The following is a 14,091-nucleotide window of genomic DNA, read 5'->3' as shown; positions in this document are numbered from 1 at the left end:
CCACCCCCTACCTTCATGAGAGCCAGCTCTCAGCAAGCGCCGAAGCCCGAGCGAGCCAAGCGAAAAGGACTCACCATGCCCACCTCCGCCACCTCCCCCGCCCCCACCCGCACCGTCGCCCTCCCCGGCGGACTCACCGTCACGATCCAGGAGCTCGGCGAGAACACCGAGGGCACCGGCGTCCTGGTACTGCACGGCGGCGCCGGCCCGCGCACGGTGGCCGGCATCTCCGCCGCCCTCTCCGAGCACGTCCACGTCGTCGCCCCGACCCACCCCGGCTTCGACGGCACCCCCCGCCCGGAACGCTTCGACACCGTCGCCGACCTGGCCATCGCCTACCTGGACCTGCTCGACACGCTGGACCTCAAGGACGTCATGGTGATCGGCAACTCCGTCGGCGGCTGGATCGCCGCGGAGATGGCGCTGCGCGACAACCAGGGCCGCATCGGCGCCCTGACCCTGCTGAACGCGGTCGGCATCCACGCCCACATGGCCGAGAACCGCGTCGTCGACCCCCGTGCCATGAACCCGGCCGACATCAGCCAACTCTCCTTCGCCAAGCCGGAGTTCCGCCCCGACTTCGCCTCCTTCACCACCGAGCAGCTCGCGGCGGGCGCCGCCAACCAGAAGACCCTGGCCGTCTACGGCGGCGAACACTTCACCTACGACCCGAAGCTCCGCGCCCGCCTGCACCGGGTGACCGTCCCGGTCCTGGTCGTCTGGGGCGAGGAGGACGGCATAGCCCCCCTCAAGTACGGCCGCGGTTACGCCGACTCCTTCCCCAACGCCCGGTTCACCCCGATCCCGGACGCGGCCCACTTCCCGCAGATCGAGCAACTCGGCGCGACCCTGGGCGCGATCGGCGACTTCGTGGACACGGTGGTGAAGCCGGGCTCGACGGACTGACGGCCGGCCCGGTGAACGCGGACGAACGCCCCGCACGGGGCGGGGCGTTCGCTGGGCAGTGCGCCGACGGTCGTGCCCGGTCAGCAGACGGGCAGCGGGTCCGTCTCGCTGTAGATGGCGGTGTCCTTCATCCAGCCCCAGGCACCGTTGTCGGCCTGGGTCCACTCCCACCGGTAGGGGTGCGGGCCGCCGACGTAGCCGCCGTTGTCCGAACGGCACACGAACCAGGACGGGTTGGAGTACATGTACCCGACGACGGTCGCGGTGCCGCTGGCGTAGACGGGGGCGCCGGAGACGTTGTTGCACCACCAGTGGGAGCCGCTGTACCAGCAGCCGGCCGCGAGGGCGGCGGAGGCGGAGCCGGAGGCGGGCCCACTGGTCGTGGGCGGAGTACCGGTGGGGGCGACGGCCCGGCCGCCCGCCACGGAGGCCGGCGCGGCGGACGCGGAGCCGGCACCGGTCAGGGCGAGCGCGGCGACGGCGGTACAGGCTGCGACTGCGCCGGTGATCTTGCGGATCAGCATGTGTTTCCCCGATTCATGTGCGGTCGTTGGTCACGGACCTGGTCAGGGTCTGAGGGCTGCGGGGCGGGTGATGGCTCCCCCGCGACCCTCCCAGCCCTTCGCCGCTCCAGGTTGGGACAGCCGACACCACCGGCGCCACACGTTGAAGCCCTGCCTTAAACGGAATCCGTCCAGTGGTTGTGGGCCGGTGTGCGCAACGCGCCGTTCAGGAGAGCGAGTCCCGCAGGGGTGGTCGTGTGCAGCATGTACTTGCCGCGGCGCATGCTCAGCAGCAGTCCGACCCGGCGCAGGACGGCGGTGTGCTGGCTCACGGCGGAACCCGAGATGCCGAACCGTTCCGCGAGTTCGCCGGTGGTGCGGCCGGTCACGACGTCCTCCAGGATGGCGGCGCGGGTACGGCCCATCAGATTGCCCAGGCTCGCACCGGCGGAGGCGGCGTCGGGTCCCTGGGCCCAGCCGAGGACGTGCTGGATCGGGTGGACGAGGACCGGCGTCCGGCCGGGCGAGGGCGCGGCGAGCATGACCGGTCTTCGGACGCAGTAGAACGACGGCTGCAGCAGCAGTCCCCGTTCGTCGAGCCGCAGTTCGCGGTCGACCGGGTAGTCGACCTCCAGCACGGGCGGCCGCCATCGCATGACCGGCTCGAAACTCGCCAGCAGTCCCTCGGCGCCCCCCTTGAGCACCGCCCTGGCGCGCAGCGCGCCGTCGGCGGCGACCTGTGCGCAGATGTGCGGCCAGAACTCGTCGAGCGCCCGCCGGTAGTAGCCGTGCAGGGCGGCGCCCAGGTCGTGCAGCGCCTCGGGCTCCCCGCCCGCCAGGGCCCGCAGACCGGTCGCCGTCGGCGGCGGGCTCGGTCTGACGGGCGAGGCGACGAGCCTGGTCAAGTCGCCCAGCAGGGTGGGCTTCGGGGTGCGGAGCACGGTGTCGACGGCGCTCTCCAGGTCCGGGTAGCCGCCCAGGTCGGGGGTGAGGAAGTCGGGGGTGTAGCCGCGGGGCGGCAGAAGCGCGGTGAGCAGCGCGGCGCCGTCCCGGATCAGTCGCGGCCCGACCCGCCTGCGCCATTGGCCGAACACCAGCAGGCTCTCCCTGCCGATCAGGATCTGGAAGCTGTTGGCGATCTCCCACAGAGGGTCGGGGGTGGCCGCGACACGCAGCCGCGCGATGTCCCCGGCAGTGAAGTGCACCCGCAACATAGCGGTCTCCGGACGAGGTAGTCACCGTGTGGACATGCCACCGACAATGGCCAGCCGCGGACTGCCCGGGCAAGGCGTCATTCGGCCGCATGTCGAGGGGGCCGCGGGCGGCGACCATGGTCGCAGGCACTGGCAACGGGTCCGACAACGCGCATCCCCCGGGTCCGTGACCCGGGGGATGCGCGTCGCTCAGGCCTCCTACGGCAGCTTCACCACCGTGTAGTCGTCGCAATACCCGGCCGCAGAACCGGAGTTCTTGTAGCAGTACACCGACGCCGCCGTGTTGGAGACGCCCGTCGTGAAGAAGATCGGTTGCTGAGTGTACGTCGTCGTCGACGCCCGCAGGTACGTCTCCGTGCCGCCGAAGCTCTTCACGCCGACCGCGACCTCCTCGCCGGCCGTGCCCACCTTCGCCCATGCCGCCAGCAGGTAACTCCCGCCGGAGGTAAGGCCGGTGACCGTCTGGATCGCGCCGCTCGCGCTCACCCCGGTCTGGAGCGAGTACGTGCCGGTACGGGCGTTGGACGCGACCACGCTCGACGCCGTGCCCGCGCTCTGGGTCCACGGGGTCAGCGCGCCCGTCTCGAAGCCCGGGTTCGTGACCGTGTTGGTGGAGGAGGACAGGGGCTCGACCGCCAGGTCGTCGCAGTAACCCGCCCCCGTTCCACCGGAGTTCTTCCAGCAGTAGACCGTGGCCGTCGTCGTCGACGCACCCGTGGTGAAGAGGATCGCCGCCTGTGAGTACGTCGTCGACGCGACGTTCGTGTAGGTCTCCGTGCCGCCGAAGTTCTTGACGCCGATCGCCAGCGTCTCGCCGGCCGTGGCCACCTTGCCCCAGCCCGTCAGCAGGTACGTCGTCGACGGCGTCAGGCCCGTCAGCGCCTGGTTAGCGCCGCTGCCGCTCGCCGCCGTCGTCAACGCGTCAGCTCCCGTACGGGAGTTGGCCGCCGTCACCGAGGACGCCGTGCCGCTCGCCTGCGTCCACGGTGACAGACTGCCCGTCTCGAAGCCCGCGTTGGACAGCAGGTTGCCGCCGGTGCCGTTGTACGCGCCGATGTTGGGGGCGGCCGTGGCCGACACCGCGTTGCCGTACGCGTCGAAGCCGCCGTTGGACGCGATGACCGCGCCCGCCCTGATCACCGGGGACGACGGGTGGACCTGGTAGGCGTTCTTGCCCGTGTACGACGAGGACGTGTTGGTGTTGCCCGCGTTGCGGAACTCCGGGTCCGACGTCACCTTGGCCGCGTCCGCGGGCTCGCGGGACGGGTGGTTGCCGTAGAAGAGGTTGTTGGAGTAGGTCGAAGTGCCGGTGGTGGTGAAGTAGTTGCCGGAGCCGTAGTTGAAGACCGCGTTGTTCTTGAAGGACAGCGCGCCACTGATCGAGGTGCCCGCGCGGGAGTACAGGATCGGGGTGCTCAGGCCGTCCCTGACCGAGAACGTGTTGTTGTAGAAGAGCGGGATCGCTGACGAACTGCCGCTCTGGTTCGGGACTCCGCCCACGAAGTGCAGGACTCCGCCGCCGTGGGTCTGGGTGCCCGACGTCGGGCAGCCGGAGTTGCTGCCGTCGTTCTCGCTGATGTTGTAGCGGACCACCGTGCCGTCGCTGGGGACCGTCGACGTGGGCTCGTTGGCGATGGTGAACGGGGGCATCACCAGGAGGAAGCCGCCGAGGTTCTGGTGGCTGTAGTTGTACTGGAACGTGGTGTTGTGGTTGCCCCAGTCCACGTCGAAGCCGGTGCCGTCGGCGCCGTTGACGGCGCAGTAGACCTCGTTGTTCTGGACGACGGTGTTGCTGCTGCCGGACATCCAGATGCCGGCCGAGGCGCCGTTGCAGTACTGGCCGGAGGGCGGGCAGGTCGACTTCGCGCCGCCGTAGCCCGCCTTGTTGCCGTCGATCAGGGCGCCGTCGTTCTTGACGACCAGGATGTCGTCCGCGCCGTCGTACGTCATCGTGTTGTTGCGGATGACCGTGCCGGTCGTCAGGCCGGTGCCCTGGCCGTCCGCGTCCGGCGTCACCGCCACCGCTATGCGGTCCACGTGGTCGAAGGTGTTGTTCTCCACGACCACGTCGTTCCACGTGGAGACGGGGGTGGTGTGGTCGGTCTGGACGCCGACGCCCGCGTTCGTCGAGTACCAACCGCCGCCGTAGCCCGCGATGTTGTGGATGTACATGTCGTGCACGCGGATGTGGTTCAGGACGCCGCCGGAGCTGTTCTCCGCCAGGACGCCCGAACGGTAGGCGGGCGACGAGGCGTTGTCGATCAGCTCCAGGCCGCCGATGTCCCAGTACTGCTGGTTGAGGAGGTGGATGACCGCGCCCGTCGCGCCCGCCGCGTCGATGATCGGCTTCGCGCCCGAACCGTACGACGCCATCGAGATGTTGCTGCCGGAGGCGCCCGAACCGCCGGGGGTGAGCTGGCCGGTGCAGGTCGTCCCGGCCTTGAAGAGAATGCTGTCGCCCGCGGCAAATGTCGTGCCGTTGACGGAAGTCACCGAGTTCCAGGGGCTGGCGCTGGTGCCGGTGCCGTTGGTGGATGCCGAGCAGTCGACGTAGTAGGCCGTGCCGGCGGCGTGCGCGGCGGTGGCCGGGACGAGCAGGGCGCCGGCCAGGGTGGCCAGAAGGGTCAGTACTCGGGTTGTTCGACTGGCCGTACTCATGGTTGATCTGCGACGCTTCATTGCGACGCTCCTTGGTGAGAGTGAGTGTCCTCCGGAAAAACCGGGCGGGTCCGTTGCCGCGGGCCCGTCCGGGGTCTATGGGGGCAGAAAAACAGGGGTGCGGGACCGTTCGCGAGTGCCGGTGCGTTGTGGCTGGTCGCGCCCACGCGGCGGTAGCCGCATGTCGAATACAGCCCCGCGCCCCTTCAGGCCGGACCAGTGGACCTACCTACCTGGGGGCGCGGGGAACTGCGCGACCAGCCCCCACCGGCCCGCGGTCAATCCACTGCCGTCGCTACCAGGACGCCAGCGAACCGTCCGCATTCCGCCACACCGGGTTGCGCCACCGATGGCCCCGTTCGGCGGCGGCACGCACCTTGTCCTCGTCGACGGTGATACCGAGGCCGGGGGCCGTCAGACGGTGGATGTAGCCGTCCTGTACCTCGAACGGCGACGCGTCCGCCAGATATCCGAGCAGCCCGCTGCTGTCGCCGTACCCGATGCCCAGGGACTGTTCCTGGATGAGGAAGTTCGGTACGGCGAAGTCGAGTTGGAGGCTCGCGGCGAGCGCGATGGGGCCCAGTGGGCAGTGCGGGGCCACGAGCACGTCGTAGGCCTCGGCCATCGCGGCGATACGGCGGGTCTCCGAGATGCCGCCCGCGTGGCTGATGTCGGGCTGGGCCACCGCGATGCCCGCGCCGAGGACCTCCCTGAAGTCCCAGCGGGAGAAGAGGCGTTCACCGGTCGCGATCGGGATGGAGGTGGCGCGGACGACGTCGCCGAGGTCGCGGGTGAACTCCGGGAGGACCGGTTCCTCGACGAACATCGGCAACAGCGGTTCCAGGTACGGCAGTACGCGCCGCGACATCGCTCCGCTGAAGCGGCCGTGGAAGTCCAGCGCCACGTCACGGTCCGGGCCGATCGCCTCCCGTACGGCGGCCACCCGGGCCACGATCGCGTCGATCGCCGCGGGGGTCGCGAGCGGTTCGAGCTGCGCGCAGGGGTTCATCTTCACGGCCGTCAGGCCCTTGGCGACCTGGCCCGCCGCCGACTCGGCTAGTTCCTCGGGGCTCTCGCCGTAGAGCCAGCCGTAGATGCGGACGCGGTCGCGGACGTGACCGCCGAGGAGCTGGTGCACGGGGACGCCGTGGGTCTTGCCCGCGATGTCCCACAGGGCCTGGTCGATGCCGGCGAGTGCGCTGCTGAGGACCGGGCCGCCGCGGTAGAAGCCGCCCTTGGCGAGCATCTGCCAGTGCTCTTCGATACGGGCGGGGTCCTGGCCGGTCAGGTAGTCGAACATCTCCTCGACCGCCTTGGCCGTGGTGTGGGCCTTGCCCTCCACGATGGGCTCGCCCCAGCCGGATATGCCCTCGTCGGTGTCGACGCGCAGAAAGAGCCAGCGCGGTTCGACGAGGAACAGCTCGTATCCGGTGATTTTCATGCTGCGGACCTCCGGGTCCTACGGGTAGTACGGGTACGGGGAGGGGGGTTCACGGGTGACGGAGAGGTCCTACTCCTGCGAGCTGATGCTGCGCCCGCCGTCCACGACCAGGTTCTGGCCGGTGATGAACGACGCGTCGTCGGAGCCGAGGAAGGCGACGGCGGCGGCGATGTCCTCGGGTTCGCCGATCCGGCCCACCGGAGTGCGGGCGGCCGTCTGGGCCCGGTACTCGTCCGGCGCGTCGGTCCACAGGCCGGTGTCCACCGCACCCGGCACGACCGCGTTGAACCTGATCCGGCCCGCGTACTCGACCGCCAACTGCCGTACCAGCGCGCTCACTCCACCCTTGGCGGCCGCGTACGCGGGGAAGCCGCTGAAGCCGAGCACCGCGTGCACGGAGCCCGTGACGACCACCGCGCCACCGGCCGCCGAGAGCAGCGGAACGGCGGCCCGGACGCCGTAGAAGACGGAGTCGAGGGCGAGGCGGAGGTGGTCGTGCCAGGAGTCGTCGTCGAGTTCGTGGACGGCACCGGGGAGGTTGCGGCCGGCGTTGAGGTGCAGCAGGTCGAGACGGCCGGTCCACTCCTGGGCGGTCCGGATCGCCTCCGGCCACGCCTCGGGGTTCGTGACGTCCAGCCCCAGGTGACGGGCCTGGCCGCCCTTGGCGCGGACCTCTTCGGCCACGTTCTCGGCCCCGGCCGCGTCCACGTCGGTGACCAGCACGGACGCGCCTTCCTCGGCGAGGCGGCGCGCGGTGGCGGCGCCGATGCCGGAGGCGGCGGCGGTGAGGAGGGCCGTGCGGCCGGTGAAACGAGAGGCGTGACGGTCGGGGTGGTTCTCGGGGGTGGTGCGGCTCATGGTGTTCCTCTCGGCGTGACCGGCCCGTCCGGTCATCCGTCCTACGTCCGTCCTACGGGGGTGCCCTTCCGGGTCGGCCTACGGCTCGGGCCGACCCGTGCGATCAGGTCGTACAGGTCCTACGGGTGCTACTGGTACTGCGGGTCGTACGGGTACTACGGGTCGTACGGGTCGGCTCGTGCTCGCGCAGCCAGGTCGTACGGGTCCTACGGGTCCTACGGGTCACGCCACCCCACCGGCCCCCGGCCTCGCCGTGGACCCCCGCAACACCAACCGCGGCTCGGTCGGCACCACCACATCCCCCGGCGACTCCCCCCGGATCTCCGCGACCAGCGCGTCCACCGCCGCCGTCCCCAGTTCGTGCAGGGGCATCGCGACCGTGGTGAGCGGCGGGGTGAGGTAACCGGCGACGGGAAGGTCGTCGTTGCCGACCAGGGAGATGTCCTCGGGGATGCGCAGGCCACGCTCGTGGATGGCCCGCATCGCCCCGATCGCCTGGGCCAGCGAGCTGGTGTACAGCGCGGTGACCTGGGGCCGGCCCTCGACGGGGGTGAGGAGTTCGCCGGCGGCCGCCGCGCCGCCCTCCTCGGTGAAGTCGCCGGAGGCGACCGGTGCCGCGAGCAGTCCCAGTGCGGCGGAGTGCCGTAGGAACGCGTCCCTGCGGTCCTCACTGGGGGTGATCCCCGAGGGGCCGGCGATGTGGCCGATCACCCGGTGACCGAGTCCGTGCAGGTGGTCCAGGGCGGTGACGCTCGAACGTGCCACGTCCATCGTGACGTTGCGGCCCGAGCCCTTGACGGCGCGGTTGAGGAAGACGTGCGGAACCGGGTTGCGGCTCAGGGTCTCCAGTAGGGGGTGGTGGGGGCGGGCGGAGGCGATCAGGAGGCCGTCCACGCGGCCCTCCTTGACCAGGTCGTTGAAGGTGTCGTCGGCCTCCTGGCCGTCGAAGTCCTCGGCGAGCAGGGAGAGATAGCCCAGTTCACGGGCGCGTTGGTAGGCGCCGCGCGAAATCGTCACGTATGTCGGGTTGTTGAGGGCCGGCACCAGCAGGGCCAGGGCGTGGGTGCTGGCCCCGGCGAGGGCGCGGGCCCCGGAGTGCGGGCGGTAGCCCAGGGCGGCGGCGACCTCGTGGATGCGCTGTCGGGTCTCGGGCCGGACGGACAGGTCCTGCCGTCCGTTGAGCACCTTGGACACCGTCGCCTTGGAGACTCCCGCCTCCCGTGCGACGTCCACCAGCCTTGCCCGTACGGGCTGTTCAGTCACCCGAATCCTCCCTGACCGCCGACCGAATCATCCTTGACTGCCGGATTCGCCTGGGGTGTGGCGTTCGGCATGCGGTGTTGCGTTTGACCTCTTGACACCTTCTGGCGCCGCAACCTAGCGTTCGCCGAAGTCGTTGGTCAACCGGTTTCCCTAGATGGATTTCAGTGATATATCCATTCAGGAACGGCATATCAGACGGTCCTCGCACAGCCGATGGGACTCGGCGTCCGTCGAGGATTCGTGACTCTCTGTAGTAAATCCCTGCAAGCACGACGAAATCGGCATGCGCCGATGATGGGTGAGGTGTGCAATGAAGCGCTCCGGGAGACTGCTCGCGGTCGCCACCACGGTCGCCGCCCTGGCGACGTCGCTCGCCGCCTGTGGCGGCGGCTCCGACTCGACCTCGGCGGACGGGACGGTCACGCTCCACGTGGAGGCGTGGAAGGGCGGCGGCGCGGAGCCGGCGAACATCGCCGAGATCAACAAGGCGTTCGAGGCGGCGCATCCGAAGATCAAGATCGACTTCAAGTACACCACCGCGGACCCGACCTACACGCAGAAGCTGCAGCCCGAGCTGCTGGGCGGCAAGGCCGGGGACGTCATCATGGTCGACGCCGACAAGATGAAGAAGTGGGGCGCCTCCGGCTACCTCGCGGACCTCTCGAACGAGTCGTGGGTCAGCTCCATATCCTCGGCCGCGAAGCCGTTCACGCAGAGCAGCGGCAAGACGCTGGCCATGCCGATGGAGCTGATCGGCATCGGGCTGTACGCCAACATGGACCTGCTGAAGAAGGCCGGGATCACCGAGGTCCCCGCCGACTGGCCGACGTTCCTCGCCGACCTCGCCAAGCTCAAGAAGGCCGGGATCACGCCCATCTCCCTGCCGGACAAGGCGGGTTGGACCGGCAGCTCGATCTTCCAGGCGAGCGGCTCGACGACCGTCTACCAGAAGAACAAGCAGTGGGACGCGGACTTCCTGGCCGGCAAGGCGTCGTTCGGCTCGGACTGGAAGGAGCCGCTCGACCAGCTCAAGACCCTGGGTGACAAGGGCTTCGTGAACTGGAAGAACGAGCTGGGCGTCGACGAGTGGTCCCAGGGTCCGCAGGACTTCAGCGCGGGCAAGAGCGCCTTCTGGTACCAGGGCGCCTGGCAGGTCTCCAACATCAAGAAGGCCGGTTTCCCGGTGTCGTTCGCCCCCTGGCCGGGCGGCGCGGCCGGCACCAAGCCGAACGCGATGCTGTTCTCCGGCACGGCCTGGGGCGTCAACTCCCAGTCGCAGCACGCGGACGCGGCGAAGGAGTACGTCAAGTTCTGGTCGCAGAGCGCGAACCTGGCGAAGTACCTGGACGCCGAGCACGCCGAGTCCCCGTTCACCGGTGGCACCACGCCCGACTCGACGGAGACGACCATCTTCAACACCGCCTTCAACGAGGGCCGTTACCGGGTGCTGCCCTCCAACACCTGGTACGGCACCCAGGCGGAGACCGACACCGGCTCCAAGATCCAGTCGTTCCTGCTGGGCCAGTCCGACGCGGCGAAGACGCTGAAGGACATCCAGACGGCGGCGTCGGCCAAGTAGCCGTATCGGTGGGGTAGTTGGGCTGTCCGGTCAGCCGAACACCGGCCGGGTGACCAGACCACTCGGCTGATCGAACCGGCCGGCCCACCCACCCCCGTCACCCACCCCGTCCCACCCACTCCCCCCAAGGGGCCTGACGGCCAAGGAGGTTGATCCCCCGTGTTCCACCGACGGCGTGCCACCATGGCCGCCTTCCTGCTCCCCGCGATCGCCGTGTACGCGCTCTTCATCCTGTATCCGCTGTTCAAGGGCGTCTACTTGAGCCTGACCGACAGCGTCGGCGGCCCGATCTCCCACTTCGTCGGCACGGACCAGTACAAGGCGATGGCGGACGACCCGCAGATCTCCGCGGCCCTGTGGCACACGGTCCTCTACGCCCTGGTGGTCGTCGTCGTGCAGAACGGCCTCGGGCTGCTCTTCGCGTCGATGCTGTTCCGCCGCCCGAGGGTCCGAAAGGCCCTGAACGTCGTCCTGTTGACGCCAACGCTGATCTCGCCGCTGATGGCCGCGTTCATCTGGTCGTACCTCTTCGCGCCGAACGGCGGCCTCAACGCCCTGCTCGACGGGGTCGGTCTCGGCGGCCTCAAGCACGTCTGGCTCGGCGACCCGTCCACCGCGCTGTACTCGGTCGCGACCGTCAACATCTGGATGTTCACCGGCTACTCGTGCGCGATCTTCCTCGCCAGCTATATGAGCATGCCGACCGAACTCCTCGAAGCCGCCGCCCTGGACGGCGCGTCCGGCTGGCGCCGCTTCCGCAGCATCGAGTGGCCACTGCTGGCGCCCGCGCTCACCGTCAACGTGACGCTCAGCCTGATCGGTTCGCTGAAGGTCTTCGAGTTCCCGCTCGTCCTGACCAACGGCGGCCCGGCCGGCGCCACCGACACCCTGACCCTGCTCGTGTACCGGAACATCTTCGGCGGCGGGAAGTTCGCCTACGGCGTCGCCATCGCCGTACTGCTCCTGGTGACCGTGGTCGTCCTGTCCAGCGCGACCAACTCCCTGCTCAGACTGCGCGAACGGCGCGTGTGACGACGTACGGACGCCCTCAAGTGCGCAATCGTTGGAATCGGACGGATCACCCCATGACCTCACCCCCCTCAACTGCGGTCTCCGCGGCGGAAGTCGGCCGCCCCGCCGGGAAGCCTGACGCGTCCCAGCCCCGCGCCGCCGCCCCATGGACCCCGCGCAGACTGGCCACCGGCCTCGGCACCACCGCGCTCACCCTCGGCACGGTCCTCTTCGTCCTGCCGTTCGTCTTCACGATCGTCACCTCGCTGCGCACGGCGGCGGACGTGGCGCGCTCCCCGCTGGGCATCCCGCACTCCTTCACCCTGAAGAACTTCACGCACGCCTTCAGCCAGATCCACTACGGCACCAGCACCCTCAACACCCTTCTGATCACCGGGCTTTCGTGCGTCCTCATCACCGTGCTCGGCGCGCTCGCGGGCTACCCGCTGGCCCGCATCACGGCCGGCTGGTCGACGGCGGTGTACCGCCTCTTCATCCTCGGCACGTCGATCCCCGTGTTCGTCGTGGTCGCCCCGCTGTACCTGCTGATGCGCGACCTGAACCTGCTGGACACCTACGCGGGCGTCGTCCTCATCTACACCGCGATCAACCTGCCGCTCGCCGTGTTCTTCTACACCAGCTTCATCCGCCAGATCCCGGCCGACCTGGAGGAGGCGGCGGCCCTCGACGGCTGCGGCGCGCTGCGCACCTTCTTCGTCGTCATCCTGCCTCTCCTCCGCCCGGTCACCAGCACCCTGTTGACCTTCATCTCGCTCCAGATCTGGAACGACCTGCTGGTCCCCCTCGTATTCCTCCAGGACCCGGGCAAGCGCACCGTCATGGTGAACGCGTACTCCTTCATCGACCCGCACACCGTCCAGCCGACCACCCTGTTCCCGGCCGCGCTGCTGGGTGTGCTGCCCCTCCTGGTCATCTTCATCTTCTTCCAGCGCCAGATGGTCGCCGGAATGTCGGCGGGAGCGGTCAAATGACGGACCATCAGTTTCTACGGCCCCTGCTCACACCCCAGTTGGTCGGTACCCGGGTGATGGCCATCCTCAGGTCGGCCGACGCCTCCGCGCTGCCGGCCGCGGCCCGTGCCCTCGCGGCCGGCGGGGTCACCTGCCTGGAGGTCACCCTCACCACCGCCGGGGCGCTCGACGCGATCGCCCGGATCAAGGACGAACTCGGCGCCGGGGTCTCGGTCGGCGCCGGTACGGTCCTCACCACGGCCGACACCCGGGACGCGCTGGCGGCGGGCGCCGAGTTCCTGGTCTCCCCGAACGTCGAGCCGGACGTCATCCACGACGCGGCCGACCAGGACGTCCCCTTCTACCCGGGAGCGTGGACGGCGACCGAGGTCACCACCGCCTGGCGGGCCGGCGCGGCGGCCGTGAAACTCTTCCCGGCCTGCACCGGCGGCCCCACCCATCTGCGCCAACTCCGGGCCCCGCTCCCGCACATACCGCTCATGGCGGTCGGCGGCGTCGACCTCGAAGCGGCCGGGCAGTACATGGCGGCGGGCGCACTCGCCGTCGGCGTCGGCTCCCCGCTCCTGCGCGACGCCGACCGGGACCCCACCCCCGAGGCGCTGGACGCCCTCACGGCCCGGGCCCGCGCACTGCTGGAGACGGTCAGGCCCGGCACCGGGCCCGAGGAGAAGAACCATCTGTGAACACCCGTAAGCCTGTTGTCGAGAACGACGAGCCCTACCTCGTCACCGTGGGCGAGACCCTGGGCGTCCTGTCCGCCGCCGGTCCCGGCCCGCTCACCCTGGGCACCACCCTGCGCCTCGGCGTCGCCGGCGCCGAGTCCAACGTGGCGATCGGCGTAAGTCGCCTGGGCGGAAAGGCCACTTGGATCGGCCGCGTCAGCGAGGACGAGCTGGGCGAGCTGGTGCTGCGCGAGCTGCGGGCGGAAGGGGTGACTGCCGTGGCCGTACGCGATGCGGCCCCGACGTCCCTTCTCCTCAAGGAGAGACGCACCAGCACGCACCACCGGATGCGCTACTACCGGACGGCGACGGCGGGCGTCCGCCTGGCCCCCGAGGACATCCCGGAGGACGTCGTGGCGGGGGCGGCGGTCCTCCACATCACCGGCATCACACCGGCGTTGGGGGAGGGTCCGGCGCGAGCGGTCCGCCGGGCGGTCGACATCGCCCGCGAGGCAGGGGTGTTGGTGTCCCTCGACATCAACTTCCGTTCCCTGCTGTGGAACGAGGACGAGGCGAGGCAGGCCGTACTGCCTCTCCTCCACGACAGCGACCTGGTGTTCGCGGGCCCGCACGAGGCGGGCCTCGCGGTGCCGGACCGCCACGAACCCGAGGAACTGGCCAAGGGAATCTGCCAGTTGGGCCCGTCGGGTGCCGTGATCAAGCTGGGCGCGGAGGGAGCCTTCGCACTCCTCGACGGCCGCCCGCACCGCCAACTCGCCCTCCCCGCCCGGGTGTACGACTCGGTGGGGGCCGGTGACGCCTTCGTGGCGGGCTACTTGGCCGAGCTGCTCGCCGGCGCACCGGCAGCGGTCCGGCTCGACACGGCCGCCCGGGTCGGCGCGTTCGCGGTCGGCACGGAGGGCGACTGGGAGGGCCTGCCACGCCGGGGCGAACTCCCGCTGCTGGACCACCACGACGACGTACTCCGCTGAGGACTGAACGCT

At 70.0% G+C, this 14,091-nt stretch carries 12 protein-coding genes; 6 read left to right on the top strand and 6 right to left on the bottom strand.

Translation table 11 applies throughout. From position 1 onward, the window contains the following. Nucleotides 1–75 precede the first annotated feature (75 nt). Nucleotides 76–906 (top strand): alpha/beta fold hydrolase, encoded by an 831-nt coding sequence (locus tag ACIBJH_RS21275; RefSeq protein ID WP_399118391.1) that lies wholly within the window; start codon nucleotides 76–78, stop codon nucleotides 904–906. Nucleotides 907–986: 80 nt separating this feature from the next. Here ACIBJH_RS21275 and ACIBJH_RS21270 read toward each other — a convergent pair whose 3' ends face one another. The 6 genes from ACIBJH_RS21270 to ACIBJH_RS21245 form a co-directional block, all read right to left on the bottom strand. Beyond that, the gene (locus tag ACIBJH_RS21270; protein ID WP_399118390.1) at nucleotides 987–1,430 is read right to left on the bottom strand and encodes a hypothetical protein; all 444 of its coding nucleotides are present in this window, start codon (nucleotides 1,428–1,430) and stop codon (nucleotides 987–989) included. 155 nt (nucleotides 1,431–1,585) lie between these two features. After that, a complete protein-coding gene (locus ACIBJH_RS21265) occupies nucleotides 1,586–2,623 on the bottom strand; it encodes an ArsR/SmtB family transcription factor (protein WP_399118389.1) in 1,038 nt (345 codons plus the stop codon). A 198-nt stretch (nucleotides 2,624–2,821) separates the two neighbouring features. Next, nucleotides 2,822–5,281: a carbohydrate-binding protein gene (locus ACIBJH_RS21260; RefSeq protein ID WP_399118388.1), complete on the bottom strand. Its 2,460-nt coding sequence runs from the start codon at nucleotides 5,279–5,281 to the stop codon at nucleotides 2,822–2,824. Nucleotides 5,282–5,576: 295 nt separating this feature from the next. Further along, entirely contained in the window at nucleotides 5,577–6,722 is a 1,146-nt protein-coding gene (dgoD, locus tag ACIBJH_RS21255; RefSeq protein ID WP_399118387.1) for a galactonate dehydratase, read from the bottom strand. A gap of 69 nt (nucleotides 6,723–6,791) precedes the next feature. Beyond that, nucleotides 6,792–7,580 carry an SDR family NAD(P)-dependent oxidoreductase gene (locus ACIBJH_RS21250; RefSeq protein ID WP_399118386.1) on the bottom strand — a complete coding sequence of 263 codons (789 nt, stop codon included), beginning with the start codon at nucleotides 7,578–7,580 and terminating at the stop codon, nucleotides 6,792–6,794. A 222-nt stretch (nucleotides 7,581–7,802) separates the two neighbouring features. After that, nucleotides 7,803–8,843, bottom strand: coding sequence for a LacI family DNA-binding transcriptional regulator (locus tag ACIBJH_RS21245; protein ID WP_399118385.1), 1,041 nt, complete (start codon nucleotides 8,841–8,843; stop codon nucleotides 7,803–7,805). 310 nt (nucleotides 8,844–9,153) lie between these two features. Between ACIBJH_RS21245 and ACIBJH_RS21240 the strand changes: the two genes are divergently transcribed. From ACIBJH_RS21240 to ACIBJH_RS21220, 5 genes are all read left to right on the top strand, one after another. Beyond that, nucleotides 9,154–10,422, top strand: coding sequence for an ABC transporter substrate-binding protein (locus tag ACIBJH_RS21240; protein WP_399118384.1), 1,269 nt, complete (start codon nucleotides 9,154–9,156; stop codon nucleotides 10,420–10,422). Between the two features lie 159 nt (nucleotides 10,423–10,581). Then, nucleotides 10,582–11,454 carry a carbohydrate ABC transporter permease gene (locus ACIBJH_RS21235; protein WP_399118383.1) on the top strand — a complete coding sequence of 291 codons (873 nt, stop codon included), beginning with the start codon at nucleotides 10,582–10,584 and terminating at the stop codon, nucleotides 11,452–11,454. Between the two features lie 53 nt (nucleotides 11,455–11,507). After that, on the top strand, nucleotides 11,508–12,425 hold the full coding sequence (locus tag ACIBJH_RS21230) for a carbohydrate ABC transporter permease (RefSeq protein WP_399118382.1): 918 nt from the start codon (nucleotides 11,508–11,510) through the stop codon (nucleotides 12,423–12,425). Beyond that, nucleotides 12,422–13,108, top strand: a complete 687-nt coding sequence (locus ACIBJH_RS21225) for a bifunctional 4-hydroxy-2-oxoglutarate aldolase/2-dehydro-3-deoxy-phosphogluconate aldolase (RefSeq protein ID WP_399118381.1) — start codon at nucleotides 12,422–12,424, stop codon at nucleotides 13,106–13,108. Before ACIBJH_RS21230 ends, ACIBJH_RS21225 begins: the two co-directional genes overlap by 4 nt. Next, the gene (locus ACIBJH_RS21220; protein WP_399118380.1) at nucleotides 13,105–14,079 is read left to right on the top strand and encodes a sugar kinase; all 975 of its coding nucleotides are present in this window, start codon (nucleotides 13,105–13,107) and stop codon (nucleotides 14,077–14,079) included. Before ACIBJH_RS21225 ends, ACIBJH_RS21220 begins: the two co-directional genes overlap by 4 nt. Nucleotides 14,080–14,091 lie beyond the last annotated feature (12 nt).

The organism is Streptomyces sp. NPDC050548, from assembly GCF_044457385.1.
Taxonomy (GTDB): Bacteria; Actinomycetota; Actinomycetes; order Streptomycetales; family Streptomycetaceae; genus Streptomyces.
The sequence above is the reverse complement of the archived record's forward strand: the minus strand, read 5'-3'. Positions and strand labels throughout refer to the sequence as shown.

Excerpts from the sequence above, each read along its gene's own strand:
- ACIBJH_RS21250 (WP_399118386.1), bottom strand. The coding sequence starts at position 7,580 with ATGAGCCGCACCACCCCCGAGAACCACCCCGACCGTCACGCCTCTCGT.
- ACIBJH_RS21225 (WP_399118381.1), top strand. The coding sequence starts at position 12,422 with ATGACGGACCATCAGTTTCTACGGCCCCTGCTCACACCCCAGTTGGTC.
- ACIBJH_RS21230 (WP_399118382.1), top strand. The coding sequence starts at position 11,508 with ATGACCTCACCCCCCTCAACTGCGGTCTCCGCGGCGGAAGTCGGCCGC.
- dgoD (WP_399118387.1), bottom strand. The coding sequence starts at position 6,722 with ATGAAAATCACCGGATACGAGCTGTTCCTCGTCGAACCGCGCTGGCTC.
- ACIBJH_RS21275 (WP_399118391.1), top strand. The coding sequence starts at position 76 with ATGCCCACCTCCGCCACCTCCCCCGCCCCCACCCGCACCGTCGCCCTC.
- ACIBJH_RS21270 (WP_399118390.1), bottom strand. The coding sequence starts at position 1,430 with ATGCTGATCCGCAAGATCACCGGCGCAGTCGCAGCCTGTACCGCCGTC.
- ACIBJH_RS21265 (WP_399118389.1), bottom strand. The coding sequence starts at position 2,623 with ATGTTGCGGGTGCACTTCACTGCCGGGGACATCGCGCGGCTGCGTGTC.
- ACIBJH_RS21240 (WP_399118384.1), top strand. The coding sequence starts at position 9,154 with ATGAAGCGCTCCGGGAGACTGCTCGCGGTCGCCACCACGGTCGCCGCC.
- ACIBJH_RS21260 (WP_399118388.1), bottom strand. The coding sequence starts at position 5,281 with ATGAGTACGGCCAGTCGAACAACCCGAGTACTGACCCTTCTGGCCACC.